The 21,784-nt window shown below is 64.1% G+C and carries 21 protein-coding genes; 16 read left to right on the top strand and 5 right to left on the bottom strand.

The genetic code is table 11. The annotated features are described in order from the left end of the window. Nucleotides 1-182 precede the first annotated feature (182 nt). The 3 genes from DRB19_RS08735 to gltX all read left to right on the top strand — a co-directional run bounded on the left by DRB19_RS08735 (nucleotide 183) and on the right by gltX (nucleotide 5,215). The gene (locus DRB19_RS08735; RefSeq protein WP_114185654.1) at nucleotides 183-1,568 is read left to right on the top strand and encodes a class II 3-deoxy-7-phosphoheptulonate synthase; all 1,386 of its coding nucleotides are present in this window, start codon (nucleotides 183-185) and stop codon (nucleotides 1,566-1,568) included. Between the two features lie 379 nt (nucleotides 1,569-1,947). Then, nucleotides 1,948-3,681, top strand: coding sequence for an NAD+ synthase (locus DRB19_RS08730; RefSeq protein ID WP_114185653.1), 1,734 nt, complete (start codon nucleotides 1,948-1,950; stop codon nucleotides 3,679-3,681). Nucleotides 3,682-3,874: 193 nt separating this feature from the next. Then, nucleotides 3,875-5,215, top strand: coding sequence for a glutamate--tRNA ligase (gene gltX / locus DRB19_RS08725; RefSeq protein WP_114185652.1), 1,341 nt, complete (start codon nucleotides 3,875-3,877; stop codon nucleotides 5,213-5,215). A 237-nt stretch (nucleotides 5,216-5,452) separates the two neighbouring features. Here gltX and DRB19_RS08720 read toward each other — a convergent pair whose 3' ends face one another. The 3 genes from DRB19_RS08720 to DRB19_RS08710 all read right to left on the bottom strand — a co-directional run bounded on the left by DRB19_RS08720 (nucleotide 5,453) and on the right by DRB19_RS08710 (nucleotide 8,375). Then, entirely contained in the window at nucleotides 5,453-6,214 is a 762-nt protein-coding gene (locus DRB19_RS08720; protein ID WP_114185651.1) for an ABC transporter permease, read from the bottom strand. Next, nucleotides 6,211-7,182 (bottom strand): ABC transporter ATP-binding protein, encoded by a 972-nt coding sequence (locus tag DRB19_RS08715; RefSeq protein WP_245439349.1) that lies wholly within the window; start codon nucleotides 7,180-7,182, stop codon nucleotides 6,211-6,213. Before DRB19_RS08715 ends, DRB19_RS08720 begins: the two co-directional genes overlap by 4 nt. A gap of 62 nt (nucleotides 7,183-7,244) precedes the next feature. After that, complete coding sequence (locus tag DRB19_RS08710; protein WP_114185650.1) at nucleotides 7,245-8,375, bottom strand: DUF2865 domain-containing protein; 1,131 nt, start codon at nucleotides 8,373-8,375, stop codon at nucleotides 7,245-7,247. 156 nt (nucleotides 8,376-8,531) lie between these two features. On the opposite strand from DRB19_RS08710, the gene DRB19_RS08705 reads away from it, so the two are divergent. Continuing rightward, the gene (locus DRB19_RS08705) at nucleotides 8,532-8,915 is read left to right on the top strand and encodes a VOC family protein (RefSeq protein ID WP_114185710.1); all 384 of its coding nucleotides are present in this window, start codon (nucleotides 8,532-8,534) and stop codon (nucleotides 8,913-8,915) included. Nucleotides 8,916-8,977: 62 nt separating this feature from the next. Further along, the gene (locus tag DRB19_RS08700; RefSeq protein WP_114185649.1) at nucleotides 8,978-9,484 is read left to right on the top strand and encodes a CreA family protein; all 507 of its coding nucleotides are present in this window, start codon (nucleotides 8,978-8,980) and stop codon (nucleotides 9,482-9,484) included. 169 nt (nucleotides 9,485-9,653) lie between these two features. On the opposite strand, the gene DRB19_RS08695 is transcribed toward DRB19_RS08700, so the two are convergent. Continuing rightward, on the bottom strand, nucleotides 9,654-9,980 hold the full coding sequence (locus DRB19_RS08695; protein ID WP_114185648.1) for a hypothetical protein: 327 nt from the start codon (nucleotides 9,978-9,980) through the stop codon (nucleotides 9,654-9,656). A gap of 292 nt (nucleotides 9,981-10,272) precedes the next feature. Between DRB19_RS08695 and cysS the strand changes: the two genes are divergently transcribed. From cysS to DRB19_RS08675, 5 genes are all read left to right on the top strand, one after another. Beyond that, the gene (cysS, locus tag DRB19_RS08690) at nucleotides 10,273-11,763 is read left to right on the top strand and encodes a cysteine--tRNA ligase (RefSeq protein ID WP_114185647.1); all 1,491 of its coding nucleotides are present in this window, start codon (nucleotides 10,273-10,275) and stop codon (nucleotides 11,761-11,763) included. Continuing rightward, nucleotides 11,760-11,915 (top strand): hypothetical protein, encoded by a 156-nt coding sequence (locus tag DRB19_RS29850; protein ID WP_162815624.1) that lies wholly within the window; start codon nucleotides 11,760-11,762, stop codon nucleotides 11,913-11,915. The genes cysS and DRB19_RS29850 overlap by 4 nt, the downstream gene beginning before the upstream one ends. Then, nucleotides 11,915-12,424 (top strand): GNAT family N-acetyltransferase, encoded by a 510-nt coding sequence (locus tag DRB19_RS08685; RefSeq protein WP_114185646.1) that lies wholly within the window; start codon nucleotides 11,915-11,917, stop codon nucleotides 12,422-12,424. The genes DRB19_RS29850 and DRB19_RS08685 overlap by 1 nt, the downstream gene beginning before the upstream one ends. Then, nucleotides 12,421-14,016, top strand: a complete 1,596-nt coding sequence (cimA, locus tag DRB19_RS08680) for a citramalate synthase (protein ID WP_114185645.1) — start codon at nucleotides 12,421-12,423, stop codon at nucleotides 14,014-14,016. Before DRB19_RS08685 ends, cimA begins: the two co-directional genes overlap by 4 nt. A gap of 203 nt (nucleotides 14,017-14,219) precedes the next feature. Continuing rightward, the gene (locus DRB19_RS08675) at nucleotides 14,220-14,975 is read left to right on the top strand and encodes a hypothetical protein (protein ID WP_114185644.1); all 756 of its coding nucleotides are present in this window, start codon (nucleotides 14,220-14,222) and stop codon (nucleotides 14,973-14,975) included. A 50-nt stretch (nucleotides 14,976-15,025) separates the two neighbouring features. Here the strand turns inward: DRB19_RS08675 and DRB19_RS08670 are convergent, their stop codons facing one another. Then, nucleotides 15,026-15,625, bottom strand: coding sequence for an LOG family protein (locus DRB19_RS08670; protein WP_114185709.1), 600 nt, complete (start codon nucleotides 15,623-15,625; stop codon nucleotides 15,026-15,028). 131 nt (nucleotides 15,626-15,756) lie between these two features. Between DRB19_RS08670 and DRB19_RS08665 the strand changes: the two genes are divergently transcribed. The 6 genes from DRB19_RS08665 (at nucleotide 15,757) to yacG (ending at nucleotide 21,760) form a co-directional block, all read left to right on the top strand. Continuing rightward, complete coding sequence (locus tag DRB19_RS08665) at nucleotides 15,757-17,070, top strand: LysM peptidoglycan-binding domain-containing protein (RefSeq protein ID WP_114185643.1); 1,314 nt, start codon at nucleotides 15,757-15,759, stop codon at nucleotides 17,068-17,070. Between the two features lie 77 nt (nucleotides 17,071-17,147). Continuing rightward, nucleotides 17,148-19,058 (top strand): ABCB family ABC transporter ATP-binding protein/permease, encoded by a 1,911-nt coding sequence (locus DRB19_RS08660; protein WP_114185642.1) that lies wholly within the window; start codon nucleotides 17,148-17,150, stop codon nucleotides 19,056-19,058. Between the two features lie 56 nt (nucleotides 19,059-19,114). Beyond that, a complete protein-coding gene (locus DRB19_RS08655; RefSeq protein WP_114185708.1) occupies nucleotides 19,115-19,816 on the top strand; it encodes a phosphatidylserine decarboxylase in 702 nt (233 codons plus the stop codon). 110 nt (nucleotides 19,817-19,926) lie between these two features. After that, the gene (locus tag DRB19_RS08650) at nucleotides 19,927-20,763 is read left to right on the top strand and encodes a CDP-alcohol phosphatidyltransferase family protein (protein WP_114185641.1); all 837 of its coding nucleotides are present in this window, start codon (nucleotides 19,927-19,929) and stop codon (nucleotides 20,761-20,763) included. Nucleotides 20,764-20,885: 122 nt separating this feature from the next. Continuing rightward, nucleotides 20,886-21,536 carry a Maf-like protein gene (locus DRB19_RS08645; protein WP_114185707.1) on the top strand — a complete coding sequence of 217 codons (651 nt, stop codon included), beginning with the start codon at nucleotides 20,886-20,888 and terminating at the stop codon, nucleotides 21,534-21,536. A gap of 23 nt (nucleotides 21,537-21,559) precedes the next feature. After that, entirely contained in the window at nucleotides 21,560-21,760 is a 201-nt protein-coding gene (gene yacG, locus DRB19_RS08640) for a DNA gyrase inhibitor YacG (RefSeq protein WP_114185640.1), read from the top strand. Nucleotides 21,761-21,784 lie beyond the last annotated feature (24 nt).

Genomic DNA, 21,784 nt, shown 5'->3' with positions numbered 1-21,784 from the left:
CAATCCCGTCGCGAGAGCCGCCGAGTTCACTCCCGCTGATCCGCCCGCATGGGGTGGCGTCTGTCGCACCCTTATGCCGCACCTCCCTCTCCGCACTCGCCTTTTCTTTTGTGTCGTGTATAGGTGCCGTTTCGTGCCGCTTATTGCGGTGACCGAGGAAACGAGACACGGGGGTAAGTGTCATGACTGAGCGGTGGACGCCTGACAGCTGGAGATCGAAGCCGATCCAGCAGGTCCCAGCCTATCCGGACCTTGAGGTGCTTGGAAACGTCGAGCAGCAGCTCGCCGGCTTTCCGCCGCTGGTTTTTGCAGGCGAGGCCCGCAAGCTGAAGCGTACGCTCGCCAAGGTCGCGGCCGGTGAGGCTTTCCTGCTCCAGGGCGGGGACTGCGCCGAGAGCTTCGCCGAGCATTCGGCGGACAACATCCGCGACTTCTTCCGGCTCTTCCTCCAGATGGCCGTGGTCCTGACCTTCGCGGGCGGCTCGCCCGTGGTGAAGGTTGGCCGTTCCGCCGGCCAGTTCGCCAAGCCGCGCTCCTCCGACACCGAGACGGTGGACGGGGTGGAGCTGCCGAGCTACCGCGGCGACATCATCAACGACATCGCCTTCACGCCGGAAGCGCGTATTCCCGATCCGCGCCGCCAGGTCGAGGCCTATCGCCAGTCGGCCGCGACGCTGAACCTGATCCGCGCCTTCGCGACCGGCGGCTACGCGAACCTCGAGAACGCCCATCGCTGGATGCTGGGTTTCGTGAAGGATTCGCCGCAATCCTCCCGGTACAGCGAGATTGCCGAGCGCATCACCGAGAGCATCGAGTTCATGCGGGCGATCGGCATCGATCCGGAGACGCATCCCGAAATGCGCTCGACGGATTTCTACACCAGCCACGAGGCCCTGCTGCTCGGCTACGAGCAGTCCATGACCCGCGTCGATTCCACCACCGGCGACTGGTACGCCACCTCCGGCCACATGCTCTGGATCGGCGACCGCACCCGCCAGCCCGATCATGCCCATGTGGAATACATGCGCGGCATCAAGAACCCGATCGGCCTCAAGTGCGGCCCGTCCATGACGGCGGACGGCCTGCTCCGGCTCATCGAACAGCTCAACCCCGAAGACGAGGCCGGCCGCCTCACGCTGATCTGCCGCTTCGGCGCCGACAAGGTGTTCGACAACCTGCCGGCCCTGGTGCGCGCCGTGAAGGCGGAGGGCCGCACGGTGGTGTGGTCCTGCGATCCCATGCACGGCAACACCGTCAAGGCGGGCTCCGGCTACAAGACCCGACCGTTCGAGCGGATCATGAGCGAGGTTCGCGACTTCTTTGCTGTCCATCAGGCGGAAGGGACGCACGCGGGCGGCATCCACCTGGAGATGACCGGCAAGAACGTGACGGAATGCACCGGCGGCGCCCGCGCCCTGACCGATGCGGACCTCAGCGACCGCTACCACACCTATTGCGACCCGCGCCTCAACGCGGAGCAGGCCCTCGAGATCGCGTTCCTCACCTCGGAGCTGATCAAGAAGGAACGCCAGGCCCGAGAGCGGCCGACGCCGCTGGCTGCGGAGTAAGAGACAAGAGAAGGGGCGCTCGCGAGCGCCCCTTTTGCTTTAGTCCAGTCGGATCTTCAGCTCAGATAGCCGAGGAAGAACAGAATAAGGATGATCGGCAGAGGAATGCCGATGAGCCAAAGCAAGCCACCTTTTAACATAGCGATCTCCCGTCTGAATTCGTGTTTGAACAACGAACTAGACTGTATCGGGTTCCTCGGAAGCTTGAGCTTTATGCAAAGGCTCCGAATGCACATTGATGGGTCGATCACGTACCTGGTTCGGCCGAGTTCGACGGAGCTCCTTGGCGGATCGAGAGCGTCCGCCCGACATGGCTGGCGCGCCGGTAAAGCTTGTGCGATGCATTGCTCAGTCCGGATGCCGCACTAGATCGCTTGCCATGGCCCAGAACACGCTCAAGATCGCACTCGCTCAGCTCAACCCCATCGTCGGCGATGTGGCCGGCAACGAGCAGAAGGCCCGCGCCGCGCGCGCGGAGGCAGCCAGGCTCGGGGCCGACATCGTGATGTTCACCGAACTTTTCCTCGCCGGCTATCCGACCGAGGATCTGGTGCTCAAGCCCGCCTTCCAGGATGTATGCCGTGCGGCCTGCGAGCGCCTTGCCCGCGAAACGGCCGATGGCGGACCCGCTATGCTGATCGGCTTGCCCTGGCGGGAGGGGGACGCCCTCTACAACGCCTATGCGCTCCTCGACGGCGGCACGATCTCGGTGCGCTACAAGGTCGATCTGCCCAATTACGGCGTCTTTGACGAGAAGCGCATCTTCGAGCCGGGCCCGCTGCCGGGGCCGGTGAATTTCCGCGGCATCCGGCTCGGACTTCCGATCTGCGAGGACATCTGGAGCGAGGACGTCATCGAGTGTCTGGCCGAGACCGGCTCCGAAATGCTGCTGGTCCCCAACGGCTCGCCCTATTGGCGCGGCAAGACCGAGGAGCGGTTCAACATCGCGGCCGCGCGGGTGACGGAGAGCGGCCTGCCGCTGGTCTATCTCAACGAGATCGGCGGCCAGGACGAACTGGTCTTCGACGGCGCGTCCTTCGTGCTCAACGCCGATTGCTCGCTCGCCTGTCAGCTTCCCGCCTTCGAGGAGAGCATTGCGCTCTCGGTCTGGGAAAAGTCGGACCTCGGCTGGGCCTGCGTCGAGGCTCCCATCGTGACCGTGGAGGAGGGGGAGAAGGCGGATTACGCCGCCTGCGTCCTGGGTCTTCGGGACTATGTGGAAAAGAACCGTTTCCCGGGCGTGGTCCTGGGGCTGTCCGGCGGCATCGACTCGGCCATCTGCGCGGCGCTTGCGGTGGATGCCCTCGGGGCGGACCGGGTCCATTGCGTGATGCTGCCCTACCGCTACACCTCGGGCGAATCCTTCAAGGACGCGGAGGAATGCGCAAAGGCGCTCGGCGTCCGCTACGACACTCTGCCGATTGCCCCGGCGGTGGAAGGATTCGAAGCCCTGCTCCAGCCGCTCTTCGCGGGCAAGAAGCCGGACATCACGGAGGAAAACCTCCAGAGCCGCGCCCGCGGCACGATCCTCATGGCGATCTCCAACAAGTTCGGCTCCATGGTGGTGACGACCGGGAACAAGTCCGAGATGTCAGTAGGCTACGCCACCATCTACGGCGACATGAACGGCGGCTTCAACCCGATCAAGGACCTCTACAAGATGGAGGTCTACCGCCTGTCGGCCCTGCGAAATGAGTGGAAGCCGAAAGGCGCGCTCGGGCCCGATGGGATCGTGATTCCGGAGAACATCATCACCAAGGCGCCCACCGCCGAGTTGCGCGAAGGCCAGAAGGATCAGGATTCCCTGCCGCCCTACGAGGTGCTCGACGAGATCCTGCGGGGCCTCGTGGAAGAGGAACTGCGCGTCTGCGAGATCGTCGAGAAGGGCTATGACCTGGAGACGGTCAAGAAGGTGGAGCGGCTGCTGTATCTTGCCGAATACAAGCGCCGCCAAGCTGCCCCCGGGGTCAAGGTGACCCGCAAGAACTTCGGCCGCGACCGCCGCTATCCCATCGTCAACCGCTTCCGCGACCAGGGCATGGTGGCCCACAAGAACGACGAGGCCCTGCAACGGGCCACCGGCCAGCCGCGCATGAGCTCGATGGACGTTTAACGAATTTTCGGCGTTCCTTATCAGTAACGTCATGGCCGGGCCTGTCCCGGCCAGCCACGTCTCAAGTGGCTAAAGGCTCAGGTCTCCGGAACAAGTTCCGCGATGACGGCAGGAGGCGGATCCACTCGATCACTCCTTCGCAGAAACGGTCTCCCCCTTGCGCCGCCCGGCTCCGTTCGCCATAGGGTTTGCTATGTCAAAGCCAATCGTCCGCTTCGCTCCGTCCCCGACCGGGCTCATCCATATCGGCAATGCCCGCCAGGCCCTGATGAACGCGCTCTTCGCCCGGCGCGAGGGGGGCGTGTTCGTGCTCCGCTTCGACGACACCGATCTGGGGCGCTCGAAACGCGAATACGCGGATGCGACGGAAGAGGATCTGGCCTGGCTCGGCATTGCGCCGAACCTCGTGGTGCGCCAGTCCGAACGCTTTGCTCTCTATGACGATGCCGCCGAGCGGCTGCGCATTTCGGGCCGGCTCTACGCCTGCTATGAGACGCCCGAAGAACTGGAGTTCCGCCGCAAGCGGCAACTCGCGCGTGGCCTGCCGCCGATCTATGACCGGGCCTCCTTGAAGCTTTCGCCGGAGGACCGGGAAAAGCTGGAGGCCGAGGGCCGCAAACCCCATTGGCGCTTCAGGCTCGATCACCGCAACGTGGTCTGGCACGACCTCGTGCGCGGCCCCTGCCATGTGGATTGCGCCTCGCTGTCCGATCCGGTTCTGGTGCGCGAGGACGGCACCTATCTCTATACGCTGCCGTCCATCGTGGACGACATCGACCTCAACATCAGCCATGTGATCCGGGGCGAGGATCACGTCACCAACACGGCGGTGCAGATCCAGATTTTCGAGGCCCTTGGGGCTCAGGTCCCGTTCTTCGCCCATATCAACCTGCTGACGACCGCTAGCGGGGAGGGGCTGTCCAAGCGCCTCGGTCACCTGTCCCTGAAGAGCCTGCGCGAGGCCGGGTTGGAGCCGCAGGCGGTGGCGTCGCTCGCGGTCCTCGTCGGCTCGGCCGAGTCGGTGCGGCCGATCGCCGATCTCGACGAGCTCGCCCGCCTGATCGATTTCGATCACATTTCCCGCGCGCCCGCCAAGTTCGACGAGCATGAGCTGGAGCAGCTCAACGCCCGGCTCATCCACGAGATGCCCTATGAGGCCGTTCGCGAACGGCTGGCGGCGCTGGGAGCCGACGCGGGCGAAGCTTTCTGGGCGGCGGTTCGCGGCAACCTGACCAAGGTGGTGGACGCGGCCCAGTGGGCGCAGGTGGTGAACGGTCCCGTGACGCCGGTTATCGAAGATCGGGCTTTCATCGACACCGCCATACAGGCTCTTCCTCCCGCGCCCTGGGATGCTGCAACCTGGAAAGCCTGGACGGAGGCCGTGAAGCAGGCCACCGGCCTCAAAGGCAAGGCCCTGTTCCTGCCCCTGAGGCTTGCCCTGACCGGTCTTGATCACGGCCCTGAGCTTGCAGCGCTCCTGCCGCTGATCGGCCCCGAGCGCGCCAGGGCAAGGCTTGCCGGGCAGGCGGCGTGAGCGGGTTCGTTGATTGAAGCGCTGGCTTGTTCCCTCCCCCTTGCGGGGAGGGTGGCCTCTTCAGCGGCCGGGTGGGGGTGGAACGACTGGGTGACAGACGTTGAGGTGGAGGCTGTAACCGCGTCGCATCTCGACGAACGGGCAAGGAGCTCCGACTTTGCGACCCCCACCCTCGATCCCTCCCCGCAAGGGGGAGGGATCGAGGCAGATGCGCCGCAAAGAAATCTATTGCGGTCGTCACGCCTTGATCTTGTAGCCCGTCCGGAAGATCCACCATACGGCCGCAAGACATGCCAGCATGAAGGCGAGCGTCATGCCGAGGCTGATGCCGACGCCCACGTCGGACACCCCGTAGAAACTCCAGCGGAAGCCGCTCACCAGATACACGACCGGGTTGAACAGGGCGATGGTCTGCCAGAACGGCGGAAGCATGTTGATGGAGTAGAAGCTGCCGCCCAGGAAGGCGAGCGGCGTCACGATCATCAGCGGCACGACCTGAAGCTTCTGGAAGCTGTCGGCCCAGATCCCGATGATGAAGCCGAACAAGCTGAAGGTGACGCTGGTCATAACCAGGAATGCCACCATCCAGAAGGGGTGAAGGATGGTGAAATCCACGAACAGCCGGGCGGTCACCAGAATGATCGTGCCGACGATGACCGATTTGGTGGCGGCCGCCCCCACATAGCCGATGACGGTCTCGATAGCGGAAATCGGCGCCGATAGAAGCTCGTAGATGGTGCCGGTGAATTTCGGCATGTAGATGCCGAAGGACGCGTTGGAGATGCTCTCGGTCAGGATGGACAGCATGATCAGGCCCGGCACGATGAAGGCCCCGTAGCTGACCCCGTCCACATTGGCCATGCGAGAGCCGATGGCCGATCCGAACACGATAAAATACAGCGAGGTCGACAGAACCGGCGAGGCGATGCTCTGCATCAGCGTGCGCCAGGTACGCGCCATCTCGAAGATGTAGATGGCCTTGATGGCATGGATGTTCACGCGCGCCCCCTGACCAGATCGACGAAAATGTCCTCCAGGGAACTCTCGGTGGTGTGGAGATCCTTGAAGTCAATGCCATGTTCGCCGAGCTGCCGCAGCAGGCTGGCGATGCCCGTGTGTTCGCCCTGCGCGTCGAATGTGTAGATTAGTTCGGCACCGTCGGGCGAAAGTTGCAGGTGATCCGCCTGGAGATCGGCCGGCAGGGTCTGGAGCGGGCTTTGCAGGTGCAGGGTGAGCTGCTTCTTGCCGAGCTTGCGCATCAGCGCGGTCTTCTCCTCGACCAGGATGATCTCGCCCTTGCTGATCACCCCGATCCGGTCGGCCATCTCCTCGGCCTCCTCGATATAGTGGGTGGTCAGGATGATGGTCACCCCGCTCTCGCGCAGGCCCCGGACCATCTCCCACATGTCCCGGCGCAGCTCCACGTCGACCCCGGCGGTGGGCTCGTCGAGGAACAGGATGCGCGGCTCGTGCGACAGCGCCTTGGCGATCATGACCCGGCGCTTCATGCCGCCGGACAGGGTCATGATCTTGCTGTCCCGCTTCTCCCAGAGGGAGAGGTCCTTCAGGATCTTCTCGAGATAGGCGGGATTGGGCGGCTTGCCGAACAGGCCGCGGCTGAACTTCACGGTGGCCCACACGCTCTCGAAGGCGTCCGTGGACAGCTCCTGCGGCACGAGGCCGATCTTCTGGCGGGCGGCGCGGTACTCGCCCACGATGTCGTGCCCGTCCGCCTGGACGGTGCCGGTGCTCGGGTTGACGATCCCGCAGATGATGCTGATCAAGGTCGTCTTGCCGGCCCCGTTGGGCCCCAGCAGGGCGAAGATTTCGCCACGGCGGATCTGCAGGTCGACATTTCGAAGGGCTTGGAAGCCCGACGCATAGGTTTTGCTCAGTCCGGACACGGAGATGATCGCATCCGGGGCCACGGCGGAAGAGTGCATCGGCAAAGGGTCGAGAGGTTTCATGCGGGCCTGATAGCACAGGCCCGCCTCAGGCTGAAACTCCGCCCTAATTTGCTAGACGCCGATCAGTTCTTGGCGTTCGGCACAGGGATGAGGTCAGGGGCGACGACCCGGATCGTCCGCTTGGTGCCGTCGCCCGTCACGACCTCTTTCTTCGCGCCTTCTCCCTGGGACACGACGGTCGTGTTCTCGATGGCCTGCGGGCCGATGCCAGCCGATTCCTTGCTAGCGGTCGGGGCGGAGGCGGCGATCTCGGCCGCGGCCTTCTCCTCTTCGTTGGCCTTCTTCTCGGCGGCCTTGCGGGCCTGAACGACCTTCGGGCGGGACATCTCCTCGGCCTTCTCGGCCGTCACGATCACATCGCCCTTGCGCTGTTCCAGCATGCCCTCGGCCTTGCGCAGGATGGTGGACCAGCTCTCGTTGTCCTTCTTGCAGGCGCAGCTTTCGTCGAAGGTCTTGCGGAACTTGAAGGCGTTCGCCAGCGACGTATAGGCCTTGCTGCCGGTGACCGAGACTGCATTGTTGAGGCCGTTGTCACCGCCGGGGGAGCCGAACGCGATGGTCTCGGTGCCTGGGCAAAGCGCTTGGCACATCTCGTCGGCGCTCTCGCGGCCGCCCGGCGCGTTGCTCAAGGGGAAGTACGAACCGTCGCAGGTCTTCACGCAGACGAGCCTGCGCCCGCCGGTGGGTTGATCGTCGGCGATGATCGGCTGGCCCTCAGGCATGATCTCCTGAGGCTGCACCTGCGGCTGCGCGCCGCGGGGCGGGCCGAAGAGGGACTCGAAGAAGCCGCGGGGGGCGTCCGTGCTGCAGGTCTGCTGCACGGCGGCCTGGAGCTGCCGGCGACGGAACTCCACATCCCCGGATTGCGAGGCCTCGGCCGCAAGGCGCGAATAGCCAGCCTCAAGCTGCCTGATCTGCCCCGATATGGAGCCGCACTCCGCCGGCGCCGGTCCCGACAGGAAGCCCAGGGGGCCACGCTCGCAGCCGATGGAGCGGTAATAGCGCAGGAGCCGGTTGAGCTCGTTGCGCTGGGCCTGCATGGCGGCGGCCTGAGGGCTTCCGCCGCCGCGATCGAGCGAGGCGAGCTCCGCGCGGAAACGCTGGCATTCCGGGGATTGGGCGAGGGCTGCTTGGCCGGCGGCCAGGAAGGCCGTCGCGGCGATCAGGGAGCGGAAGAAGGATGTCTTTGTCATAAAGCTCGTCGCAAAAACCGGATTGTCCAGGGCGTGATCGGCCTCGAGTCCGTGGTCACTACGTCCTGAAGTTGGCCCTAATGTGATGACCGCCTTGCCGATCCGAAGGAAACCCCACTAGCCTTCTGAATGCGACAAGACACCCACGGGGCCACCATGTACTCTCATACGACCATCGGGGCAAATGACCTCCTGCGGGCGACGGTGTTCTACGATGCGGTCCTGGCCCCGCTCGGCCTGGAGGTGCGCTTCTCCGGCGACGGAATGGTGGGATATGGCCTGCCGGGAGGACGGCCCCAATTCCTGGTCGTCCGGCCCTTCGATGGCGGCGATCCCTCGGTCGGCAACGGCTCCATGGTGGCTCTACTCGCCCAGCGGCGGGCTCAGGTGGAAGCCTGTTATGCGGCCGCCATGGAGCAGGGCGCCATGGACGAGGGTGCACCGGCCCTGCGGCCCCAATACCATCGCAACTACTATGGGGCCTATTTTCGCGATCTCGACGGCAACAAGATCTGCGTCTGCAGCCATCACGCTGGGTAGTGCCCTCGCCAAACCCCACGGGCCTCCCCACATAACAGCTTAACAGCGGGAGGTTTTATTCGATGTTGAAGCGAATCGCTCTGGCCCTGGTCCTCGCGATGGGCGCCGTCACGGGCGCCGCGGCCCAGGACCCGGACCTGATCTTCAAGAAGTCCACGGTCTGGCGGGCGCTGACTCCCGACGACAAGCTCGCGGTCTACGGGGTTGACGATCCGCTCGTGGAAGGGGTGGCCTGCCATTATACGACCCCGGAGCGGGGCGGCATCGCCGGCACTTTCGGGGTGGCCGAGGAGGTCTCGGACATTTCCCTGTCCTGCCGCCAGATCGGCCCGGTGCGCTTCAAGGAGCGGTTCGGGCAGGGCGACGTGGCCTTCAGTGAGCGCCGGTCCCTGATCTTCAAGAAGATGCAGATCGTCCGGGGCTGCGACGCCAAGCGCAACACCCTGGTCTACATGGTCTATTCGGACCGGCCCATCGAGGGTTCTCCTAAAAACTCCACCTCCAGCGTTCCTCTCATGCCCTGGGGCACGGAAGCGCCCGCGAAATGTGGCGAGTGGCTGAACAAGTAAGGGGTGGTTCGGGGGGTCTGCTTGACGAGTGTCGGAAGTGGGAATTTCTCTCGCCCTTGCGGGGAGGGATCAAGGGCTGCGCCGCCCCGGCGCTTATACCGGCCTGGCTACGTGAAAAAGGCGGCCCCCGGAGGAGCCGCCTTTAAGAATTCCTTTACCTTGAACGTGCTCAGTTCGTGCAGGTGATGGCGACCGGCAGCAGCTCGTTGGACTCGATGGAGACCTTCTGCACCGATCCGGCCATCTCGTTCGGAGTGACCTGCTTGAAGTAGGCCGCCCGGGCATATCCTTGCGCTTCGCACCAGGTGTCTGCCACAACTTGGCCACAAGCTTGGCTTGAGATGAGGCATTCGGCGACGCCGTAGCCGTCGGCCGCAGGGACCATGAAGGTCGCTTCGGTGGATGAGGCCTGGGTTCCGTCCGACAGGAGCGTTAAGGACGCGGCTGCTACGAACAAAGTAGTACCCAACCCGAGCATGGCATATGCACGGCGCATGTAGACCTCACTAAATATTACTCGTGATGCATAATCACGAAGGGGCATGAATAAAGCTCTAACGTAGGTGTGAAAACTGCGTTGCATGCATTCATGCAAATAAAGCATGCTTGATTGACGTGGAACCTTGACGCCGGAGGGCCGAGAGGGCATTGATCTGGGCATGAACACGGCAACGATCCTCATTTCCGGGATTATTTGCGGCTAGCGCATTTCGCTGGCTGGAGCCGTCTCGTTCTCACTCCAAGATCGAAACCATCCTCCGGCCTGCGGCCTGAAGGGACTTGGTTTCATGGCGGCCAGTTTAAGGCTCTACAACACGCTCACTCGATCGAAGGATGGTTTCGTCCCGATCGACGAGGAGAACGTGCGCCTCTACGTCTGCGGGCCGACCGTCTACGACTACGCTCACATCGGGAATGCCCGACCGATCATCGTCTTCGATCTTCTGTTCCGTTTGCTGCGTCATGTGTACGGCAGCGGGGCCGTAACGTATGTGCGAAACATCACGGATGTCGACGACAAGATTAACGCCCGTGCGGCCCGCGATTACCCGGATCTTTCCCACAACGAGGCTATCCGCGCGGTGACCGGCAAGACCGAGGAGCAGTTCCACGCGGACATCCGGGCGCTCGGCGTGCTGATGCCCGAGGACGTGAACGAGCAAGGCCAGCCTCCGCGCTTCGTCGAGCCCCGTGCGACCGAACACATCGCCGAGATGCGCATGATTATCGAGCGGCTGATCGAGCGCGGCGCGGCCTATGTGGCCGAGGAGCACGTGCTGTTCAGCGTCGCGGGGATGCAGAAGCTCCAGGGCGTGCCGCAATATGGAGCCTTCTCCAAACGTTCCCTCGACGAACTCCTGTCCGGAGCCCGCGTGGATGTGGCCCCCTACAAGCGCGACCCCATGGACTTCGTGCTGTGGAAGCCCTCGGGTCCGCAGGACCCGGCTTGGGATTCCCCCGCCGGCATCGCCACCCCCGGACGTCCCGGCTGGCACATCGAGTGCTCCGCCATGGCCTGGAAGCACCTGGTCAAGGCCTTCGAGACCAGGCTTTCCTGCGACGATCCAAAGGATCGCGCGGTCTTCGACATCCACGGCGGCGGCATCGACCTCGTGTTCCCGCACCACGAGAACGAGATCGCCCAGTCCTGCTGCGCGTTCGACATGGCGCGCATGGCCAATGTCTGGATGCATAACGGCTTCCTGCAGGTGGAAAGCGAGAAGATGTCGAAGTCGCTCGGCAACTTCTTCACCATCCGCGAGCTACTGGAATCCGACAGGTTCGGCGGACGCTCCTGGTCCGGCGAGGTCCTGCGGCTTGCCATGCTCCGCACCCATTACCGGCAGCCCATCGACTGGACGGTGAAAGGGCTGGAGGAGAGCGAGAAGACCCTGGATCGCTGGTACGAGCTGGCCGGAAACGGCACGTCTACCGGCCTCTCGGGTCAGATTGTCGAGGCTCTGGCGGACGATCTCAACACGCCGAAGATGCTGGCGGAGCTGCATGCCCTCGACGGGCAGGGCGCGCACGAGGAACTGGGCGCGAACCTGAGGGCCCTCGGCTTCCTGACCGAGGGCGCCGAAGCCTGGGCGGCTCGCAAGAGAGCCTCTCTGAGCGTGGACCCCTCGGTGGTCGAGAACCTGATCGTCGCCCGCAAGGAGGCACGCGCCTCGAAGAACTGGCCCGAGTCAGACCGTATTCGCGACGAACTCGCCAAGCTCAACGTCCTCGTGAAGGACAACAAGGACGGCACCACGACCTGGGAGGTTGCGCGATGAATTGTCGTTTTTCCTCCACCGTCATGGCCGGCCTTGTGCCGGCGATCCACGCCTTCCAAGCGCTGCGGCCCCAAGACATGGATACCCGGGACAAGCCCGGGCATGACGAGCGTATGACGTGCTGCGTATCCGCTGAAGAGAGGGCTCGCTGATGGGACAGTCATTGCCGAAACCGGGCCTGCGCCCGTTCCTTCCGGCCGATGTGCCGGCGCTCGTCGAAATCTATCAGGCGAGCGTCGAGGAATTGACGGGCGAGGACTACAGCGAGAACCAGCAGGAGGCCTGGGCGGCCTTGGCCGAGGACGAATCCTTTCCGGCGCGTCTTGGCCAGGCCCTGACCCTGGTCGCCACCCTGGAGGGCTCGCCGGTCGGATTCATCGCGCTCAAGGACAACGAGCTGATCGACTTCTTCTACGTCCACCCGGCGGCTGCCGGGCAGGGGGTGGGAGCGATGCTCTACGGCGCAGTGGAGAAGCTTGCCAAGGCACGCGGGGCGTCGCGTCTCGTGGCGGATGTGAGCGACACCGCCCGCCTGTTCTTCGAGCAGCGCGGCTTCCAGCCTCAACGCCGCAACACGGTGTCGCTCGGCGACGAGTGGCTCGGCAACACCACCATGGAAAAGCGCCTCTCGGCCCCTGAGGAAGGGAGGCTTCCCTCATGACCCGCGAGCGCATCTATCTCTTCGACACCACCCTGCGCGATGGCGCGCAAACCACGGGCGTCGACTTCTCGCTCGACGACAAGCGCGCAGTGGCGGGCCTCCTCGACAAGCTCGGCATCGACTATGTGGAAGGCGGCTATCCGGGCGCGAACCCGCTCGACACCGCGTTCTTTTCCGAGAAGCGCACCAAGAACGCGAAGTTCACCGCCTTCGGCATGACCAAGCGCGCGGGCCGCTCGGCCTCCAATGATCCCGGCGTCGCAGCCCTGCTGGACGCGCAGGCCGACGCGATCTGTTTCGTCGCGAAGGCGTGGGATTATCACGTCCATGTGGCGCTCGAGATCAGCCTCGAGGACAATCTCTTAGGCATTCGGGAGAGCGTCGCGGCTGCGCGCGAAAAGGGCCGCGAGGTTGCGGTCGATTGCGAGCATTTCTTCGACGGCTACAAGGCCAATCCCGAATATGCCCTTGCGTGCGCGAAGGCGGCGTTCGACGCCGGTGCGCGTTGGGTTGTCCTATGCGACACCAATGGCGGCACCCTGCCGCACGAAGTAGCGGCGATCGTGGCCGAGGTCGGCAAGCTGGTGCCCGGTTCGCATATTGGCATCCACGCCCATGACGATTGCGGCTGCGCGGTCGCCAATTCCCTGGCGGCCGTGGAGGCAGGGGCACGCCAGATCCAGGGCACGCTCAACGGCCTTGGCGAGCGCTGCGGCAACGCCAATCTTGTCACGCTGATCGGCGCGCTGAAACTCAAGGACGGGTACGCAAAGCGTTTCGATCTCGGCGTCACCGACGAGACGTTGAGCCAGCTCACCCATGTGTCGCGGCAGGTGGACGAGATCCTCAACCGCCAGCCGAACCGTCACGCCCCCTTCGTGGGCGCGAGCGCCTTCGCCACCAAGGCGGGCATCCATGCGTCCGCGGTGCTCAAAGATCCGCGCACCTACGAGCATGTGGAGCCGGACGTGGTCGGCAACGTGCGCAAGGTGCTGGTATCCGACCAGGGCGGACAGTCCAATGTGCTGTCCGAACTGAAGCGCCTCGGCTTCCATCTCGAAAAAGGCGATCTGCGCGTATCGCGCCTGCTCGACGAGGTAAAACGCAAGGAGTCGGAGGGCTTCGCGTTCGAAGGCGCCGACGCGTCCTTCTTCGTGCTGGTGAAGCGCATGCTCGGCGAGGTTCCGGCTTTCTTCGAGGTGGAGCGCTTCTCGGTCAATGTGGAGCGCCGCTACAACGCGGTCGGCGAGTTGGTGACCGCGTCGGAAGCCATCGTGAAGGTGCGGGTCGGCGACGAGGTGCTGATCTCGGCGGCCGAAGGCAACGGCCCGGTCAATGCCCTCGATGTGGCCTTGCGCAAGGATCTCGGCAAGTATCAGGACCTGATCCAGGATCTTGAGCTGATCGACTATAAGGTGCGGATCTACCAGGGCGGCTCGGACGCGGTGACCCGTGTCCTGATCGAGTTCGAGGATGGGGCCGGTGACCGCTGGACGACCATCGGCGTGTCCCCCAACATCATCGACGCGTCGTTCCAGGCCCTGACGGATTCCATGATCTACAAGCTGTTGAAGAGCGGGGCGTCCCACTAAACCTTGCCTCGTGAGGGGGATCAGCCCTCCGTAGCCTCATCCTGAGGAGGTCACGCAGTGACCGTCTCGAAGGACGAGGGTGAGGGCTATGGGCCAACCTCAACGAACGGAGGATAAGACAGCGGCTCCTCTACAAACGGCTAGCTTCGCCCGGTCCATGCTGTCAGCTAAACTCTCAATGAAGGGCTGCAGGGGGCTGCACAATGTTGAAGAGGTTGGTCTTCGCCGCAGCAGGCTTGCTGCTCGCCCACCACTCCGCTCAGGCTGAAGGAAATCCTCTGCCGCTCTGCCCGGGAATCGCGCAAGTCATGGCGGCCGATCCCCTCCTTCGGGACGCCTTCAAGGCAGCCTATCCGAACATCGCCGAACGAAAAGGCAAGAAGGCTGTATCCGAACCCTGCGTCTATCCCTTTCAGGCCATCCTCTACGAGAGCGCCGTGGTGCTCCTGACCCTTGGGCAGATCCCGGGCGAGGCCTGTCATAGCTGCGGCGCCAAGATCAGCGCCGTATTCCTCCAGTGGAATGGCTCGGCCCTGACGCCGGTCGGCCGGCATGACGAGTTTACCGAGACCGGAACCTTCGGCTCGGCGCGCGTGGTGACGCCGATCCGGCTCGGGGCCGATGACGGGGTCGTGCTTCAGGAGAGCGGGACCTTCCAGGGCATCACCTCCAGCAGCATCAGGCCCTTCGTGTTCCAGGGCGAGCAGGCGAAACCCCTCGAGCCCCAAGAGGGAATTCCCTCAGGCTTCACAGATTGCGGGGCTAAGGTTGATGGTAAGCGCTGCTCGGACATCGATGCGACGTGGTGGGTGGACCCCGGAGGGCGCCTGCTAGTCACCTACTCGGGCACGTGGGTTGACAAGAGCAAGGCCTTCGGAACCGTCGTCTACAAACGCAAGGGCGATGCCCTGGTCATCGTCTCAGGGGCAAAGATCGCAGCCGATAGGAACGAGCCTTAGAGAACCGTTTTTCGGTGCAAAATATCGAGGCTGCTCTTTCGTACGACGCCCTAGAACCGCTGCTCGATCATTTCCTCGTTCCCCACGAGGCCGAGCCTGCGGGCCGATGCTTCGAGCATGGGGATCACGTCCTCCACGCGCTCGGCTACCAGATAATTGAGTTCGAGGCCCGGGCGGATGAAGCCCTGCTCACGCATATGGGCCAGCAGGGTGAGAAGAGGCCTCCAGAAACCGTTGGTGTTGAGCATCAGGATCGGCTTGGTGTGCCGCCCGAGCTGGGCCCAGGTCATCTGCTCGACCAGCTCCTCCAGAGTGCCGATCCCGCCCGGAAGGGCCACGAAGGCGTCGGCCTTCTCGAACATCAGGCGTTTACGGGTATGCATATCCGGGACGACGATGGTCTCTTGCACGTCGTCGAGAAGCTTTTCGCGCGACTTGAGAAAATCAGGTATAATCCCGGTGACGTAGCCCCCATGATCCAGGGTGGACTGAGCCACCGTGCCCATGAGGCCGACATTGCCGCCGCCATAGACGAGCTTGATGTCCTGCTCGGCCATAGCGCGGCCTAATGCCGCCGCATTTTCGGCAAAAACCGGGGAATCCCCGAAACCGGAGCCGCAATAGACGCAAATAGATTTGATTTCTGACATGGGCATACTGGTAGAGCGGGGAAGCTCCCGCACGGAATCATAGAACATTGTTATTGTCCCTTATGGCCGTAGCCTTTTGAAAGATAAACGGTTTAAATGCAGGAAAGTGCCTGCAGTTGAGAAAAAGCATCATGGCCAGCGAGAAACAGATCACAGGGACGATTGCGCTGCTCGGCGCAGCAGCCGTTGCTGTCGTCACGGTGTTGCTCGGCGTGCTTTACTGGGAAAAGATCGGAGTCCCGTTCTTCGACAACTCTCCGCAGGCCAGCCTTCAGCCGCTCCAAGGGGCAGGAACCCAGGCTCAGGCCCCGGCCACGGCCACGGCTCAACCCGACGCGGCCAACCCCAAGGCGGCGCCTGCCGGGGAGTCTCCCAAGCCTGCCGCGGATGCTCCGGTCACGCCGTCCTTCGACGTGGTCCGGATCGAGCCTGACGGGGAAAGCGTCATTGCGGGACGCGCGGCTCCAGGCGCGACCATCGAACTCCTGCGCGGCGATCACGTCCATGCGCGCGCGGTCGCCGATGCATCGGGCCTCTTCGCCATCGTGCCGCCACCTCTGCCGCCGGGCTCACACCAGATCGTCCTGCAATCCATCGCTCCCGATGGGGCCCGCCAGCGCTCCCGGGAGAGCGTGACGGTGGTCCTGGACACCGGCAAGACCAGGCCCCTCGTGGCCCTTACGGCTCCCGACAAGCCGACGGTGCTGCTCTCGAACCCTCAGCCGCCTGAGGGCAAGCCGGGCCAGGACGGCGCGCTCCCGCAGGAAGCCAAGGCCCCTGCGACGCCTGTCACGCCGGCTCCCCAGGGAACTCAACCCGATCCCGCCGCTCCAAACGCGCCCCGTCCCGAGATCAAGATCGTGACCGTGGAGGCCGAGGACGGACGACTCTTCGTGTCCGGGCTGACGGCTCCGGGGGCGACGATCCGCCTCTATCTCAATGAAAGCTTCGTCGCTCCCGGTGGGGCAGGGGGCGACGGCAAGGTTTCGTTCGCCATCGGCGGCGGCGTGAAGCCGGGAGATTACCGGGTGCGGCTCGACGACGTGGATCCCGTCTCCGGACAGGTGAAGTCCCGGGCCGAGGTCGGCTTCAGCATGCCGGCGCAGGTGGCCAGCGCTCAGGGCAGGCCGTCCGCATCCCCGTCGGGGAGCCAAGCTCCGCAGGCTCCGCTGCTCAATGGCCTGCCGTCCGCCAGCAACCAGACGGCCTCGGCGGCTCCGGACGCGCAGGTGATCCCCTCCGGCACCGTGGTGGTTCCGAACATCACGACGGCCATCGTATCCCGAGGGGACAACCTCTGGCGCATCAGCCACCGCACCTACGGCAAGGGTTACAGGTACACGGTGATCTACGGCGCCAACCAAGAGCAGATCCGCAACCCGAACCTGATCTATCCAGGCCAGGTTTTCGTCCTGCCCAACGGCGAGCCGCAAAAGACCAACTGATCTCCGGTCCGGACGGGGTGAATTCGGCTTCCCGATCATCTATATGCAGGTCCGACAGTTCGATCGGATTCTGAAGTATGTCCCTCAACACCGCCGCCCCGTCGGCAGGCGTCTCCGCGCCGAAGGACCGTGGCTTGGCCGCCACCATCACGAAGCTTTGGCCCTATCTCTGGCCCCACGGGCGGCCGGATCTCCAGCGGCGCGTTTTTCTGGCCTTTGGATTGCTGCTCGTGGCCAAAGCCGCCACCATGGTGACGCCCTTCGCCTTCAAATGGGCGACCGACGCGCTCGTTGCCGTGACAGGCAGCGGAACGGCCACCGAGCAGGCCGCGACCGCCGGATCCTGGATCTGGCGCGCGCCCATCCTCCTGACCATGATCTACGGCTTCACCCGCGTTCTCATGGCGGTGCTGACCCAGGTGCGCGACGGCCTGTTCGCCAAGGTCGCCATGCATGCGGTGCGCAAGCTCGCTATGCAGACCTTCGAGCACATGCACCGACTGTCCCTCCGGTTCCACCTGGAGCGCAAGACCGGCGGCCTCACCCGCGTGCTCGAGCGCGGCCGCGAGGGCATCGAGGAGTTGTCCCGGCTCGTGGTGCTGACGCTTCTGCCCACCATTCTGGAGTTTCTGCTCGTTCTCGGCATCCTGGCCTATGAATTCGACTGGATCTATTCGGCGGTTGTGTTCGTCATGGTGGTCATCTACCTCGTCTATACCTACCAGGCGACGCAATGGCGGATCTCGATCCGCAAGCGGATGAACGAGTCCGACACGGACGCCAACACCAAGGCGGTGGACTCGCTGCTCAACTACGAGACCGTGAAGTATTTCAACGCCGAAGCCCGGGAGGCGGCCCGCTACGACCGTTCCATGGAGCGTTACGAGAAGGCCTCGACCCAGACCTACACGTCGCTCGCCGTGCTCAATGCCGGACAGGCGATTATCTTCTCCATCGGCATGACCATCGTGATGATCCTGGCCGCCCGGGACATCATGGCCGGCCGCGTCTCGATCGGCAGCTTCGTCCTGGTCAATGCGATGCTGGTGCAGCTCTATATCCCGCTGAACTTCATGGGAATGCTCTACCGCGAGATCAAGCAGGCCCTGATCGATATCGACGACATGTTCGACATCATCGAGAAAAACCCGGAGATCGAGGACAAGCCGGGGGCCAAGCCGCTCCAGGTCACGCAGGGCGTCGTGCGCTTCGCGGACGTGCATTTCGCCTATATTCCGGAGCGCCCGATCCTCAAGGGCGTCAGCTTCGAGGTGCCGGCCGGCCATACGGTGGCCATCGTCGGGCCCTCGGGCGCGGGAAAATCCACCATCTCCCGTCTGCTGTTCCGGTTCTACGAACCCACGAGCGGCCGCATCCTCATCGACGGCCAGGACATTGCCGACGTTCAGCAATCGTCCCTGCGCAAGATCATCGGCATGGTTCCGCAGGATACGGTTCTGTTCAACGACACGATCGGCTACAACGTCCAGTACGGACGCTGGGACGCCGATGCCGAAGAGGTGAGGGAGGCCGCGCGCCTGGCCCAGATCGACCGCTTCATCGGCCTGCTGCCGGAGTCCTACGATACCCCGGTCGGAGAGCGTGGCCTCAAGCTGTCGGGCGGCGAGAAGCAGCGGGTGGCCATCGCCCGGACGATCCTGAAAGGCCCGCCAGTCCTGGTGCTGGACGAGGCGACCTCGGCTCTGGACACCTTCACCGAGAAGGAAATCCAGGATGCCCTCGACCGGGTCAGCCGGGGCCGCACGACCCTGGTCATCGCCCATCGCCTGTCCACAATTATCGGCGCGGACGAGATCATCGTTCTCGATCAGGGCCGCATCGTCGAACGCGGCACTCATACGAGCCTTCTGGATCAGGGCGGCGTCTATGCGGCCATGTGGAACCGCCAGCGCCAGGTCGATGAAGCCCGCGAAACCCTGAAAAGGGCCGAAGAGGAAGAGCACGTCACGGAAAGCGTGGCGGGTTGACGGAACCCGCCGCCCCTGCCATCCCCCTTCCGACGAACATCAAGGCTTCAAAGAGTATGTCTGATATCCTGGAATCGATGCGCCGCATCCTCGTCCCGATCCACCGGGAGGGTTATCCCTACATTCTGATCGGGCTGGTGGCGACGATCCTGCTCTCGCTGCTGTGGTCGCCTCTGGGCTGGATCGGCGGCATCCTGACGGTCTGGGTCTGCTACTTCTTCCGCGACCCTCCGCGGGTGACGCCGATCCGCGACGGTCTCGTGGTTTCTCCGGCCGATGGGCGGGTGAGCCTGATCACCACCGCGGTGCCGCCGGCCGATCTCGATCTGCCCCAGGAGCCGATGACCCGCATTTCGGTGTTCATGAATGTGTTCGACTGCCACGTGAACCGCTCGCCTGTCGCGGGGCGCATCACCCAGATCCTCTATACGCCAGGGTTGTTCCTCAACGCGGAGCTCGACAAGGCGAGCGAGGACAATGAGCGCAACGCCCTCGTGATCGAGAGCGCGGGCGTCAAGATCGGCGTGGTCCAGATTGCCGGCCTCGTGGCGCGCCGCATCGTGTCCTTCGTCAAGACGGGCGATTCCTTGGGCGCGGGCGAGCGCTTCGGCCTCATCCGGTTCGGCTCCAGGCTCGATATCTATGTGCCGCTCTCCACTCAGGTTCTCGTCGGCTTGGGCCAGATGGCCGTCGCCGGAGAGACCGTTCTGGCGGATCTGACGGCGAACGAGCCCGCGCGCCAGTTCCGGGCCGGCTAGGATGTCCTGCCACAAGGGAGCCTGCGCGAGGCCGTTGAAAACACGGCATAACCGCAACGCGCCCAAGCCGCATCCTTGCCGCTGACCCTGGCCCCCTCTAGAATCCGCCCATGAGTGACCTGTTTCCTCCCTTTGCCCCCGATCCGGACGAGCCGCGCAGGCGCTTGTTCAAGCCCGTCCCCATCCGGGTCATCATCCCAAACATCATCACGCTGATCGCCCTGTGCCTGGGCCTGACGGCGATCCGGCTGGCCTATGAGGGCCGCTACGAACCCGCCGTCATCGCCATCATCGTGGCGGCGGTGTTGGATGGAGTCGATGGGCGGATCGCCCGCCTTCTGAAGGGAACGTCCCGGTTCGGAGCCGAGCTCGATTCCCTGGCGGACTTCGTGAATTTCGGCGTCACGCCGGCGCTCATCCTCTACAGTTTTCTCCTCCACGAGCTTCGGGCCTTGGGCTGGATCTCGGTGCTGGTCTTCGCCATCGCCATGGCGCTGCGGCTTGCACGCTTCAACGTGATGTTGGACGATCCCGACCGGCCCGAATGGAAGAAAAACTTCTTCACCGGCATGCCGGCCCCGGCCGGGGCCGTGACGTCGCTTCTGCCGCTTTACCTGTATTTCCTCGGCGTGCCTGTCACCGGCTCTGGAGTCGCGCCGGTTGCGCTCGTCTACCTGTTGGGCCTCGCCTTCCTGATGGTGTCCACCATTCCGGTCTATTCCGGCAAGAATGTCGGGAAGGTCCCTCGCCATTGGGTTCTGCCGATCTTCGTGCTGTCGGCCGCGGCCTTCGGGCTTCTGGCGAGCTTCCCGTTCGAAATGCTGACCGCCATCACGATCCTCTTCCTGGCGACTATCCCAGCGGGCGTCCTGCGTTATCGCAGGCTTGAGCGCGAATATGCTGCCCGGCCGCCATCCGTTCCCGAAGCCGAGCCGCCCTCGGCTTGATTCGACCGCTCCCGGTGCCATTTTGTGACCGGGCCGGCACAGGCGGTCCTCATACCGGTATTTTCTTGGCAAACCTGTTCGCATAGGGTCCGCTGAAAGGCCCCAAGAGCGTGGAGATCATCGTGGCGTCTTCCTCCGACGTGTCGACTTCCGGCTGGCGTCCGAAGCTCGTTCTGGCTTCCGCCTCGCCCCGGCGTCTCGCCCTGCTGCAGCAGGCGGGCATCGAGCCCGACAGCCTGCTGCCGGCCGACGTGGACGAGACCCCCCTAAAGGGAGAGACCGCCAAGGACATGGCCAGGCGCCTGTCGCGCCTCAAGGCCGAGATCGCCCGCAGGACCGCCCGAAACCGGGAAGACCTGAAGGGATCCTATATTCTGGCGGCCGACACGGTGGTCTTCGCGGGCGGGCGGATTCTGCCCAAGGCTGAGGTTGTTGACGAGGCGGCCGCCTGCCTGCGCCTGCTCTCCGGGCGGGCGCACCGGGTCTATACCTCCGTGTGCCTTGTGACGCCCAAAGATACGGTTCGCGAGCGGCTGGTGGAGACGAGGGTGCGCTTCAAGCGCCTGTCCCGGGACGAGTTCGAGCGCTATCTCGCCTCTGGCGAATGGCGCGGGAAGGCTGGCGGCTATGCCATCCAGGGTCTTGCGGGCACCTTCGTGATCAAGCTCGTGGGTTCCTATTCAAATGTAGTAGGGTTGCCCCTCTACGAGACGGTCGCCCTTCTGGATGGGGAGGGCTTTCCCGTCCGGTTCACCTGGCTCAACGCAGCCTGAAGACGCGAGGGCAGGAGGGCCGGATGAACCCCGCCAACGAGAACAAGCCCAAGGGCCTGAAGAGCCAGTGCCCGATCTGCGGCAAGCCGGAGGTGACGGAATACAGGCCATTCTGTTCAAAACGCTGCGCCGATGTGGACCTGAACCGCTGGCTTTCCGGCCGCTACGCGATCCCGGCCGTTGAGGACGACGAGGACCGCGATGAGGGCGACCAAGAGGCCTGAAAAAATTTCCTCGAATTTGTTTCT

Origin of the sequence: Microvirga aerophila, assembly GCF_003332305.1 — a bacterium.
Lineage (GTDB): Bacteria > Pseudomonadota > Alphaproteobacteria > Rhizobiales > Beijerinckiaceae > Microvirga > Microvirga aerophila.
This window is presented reverse-complemented; position numbering and strand designations above follow the sequence as displayed.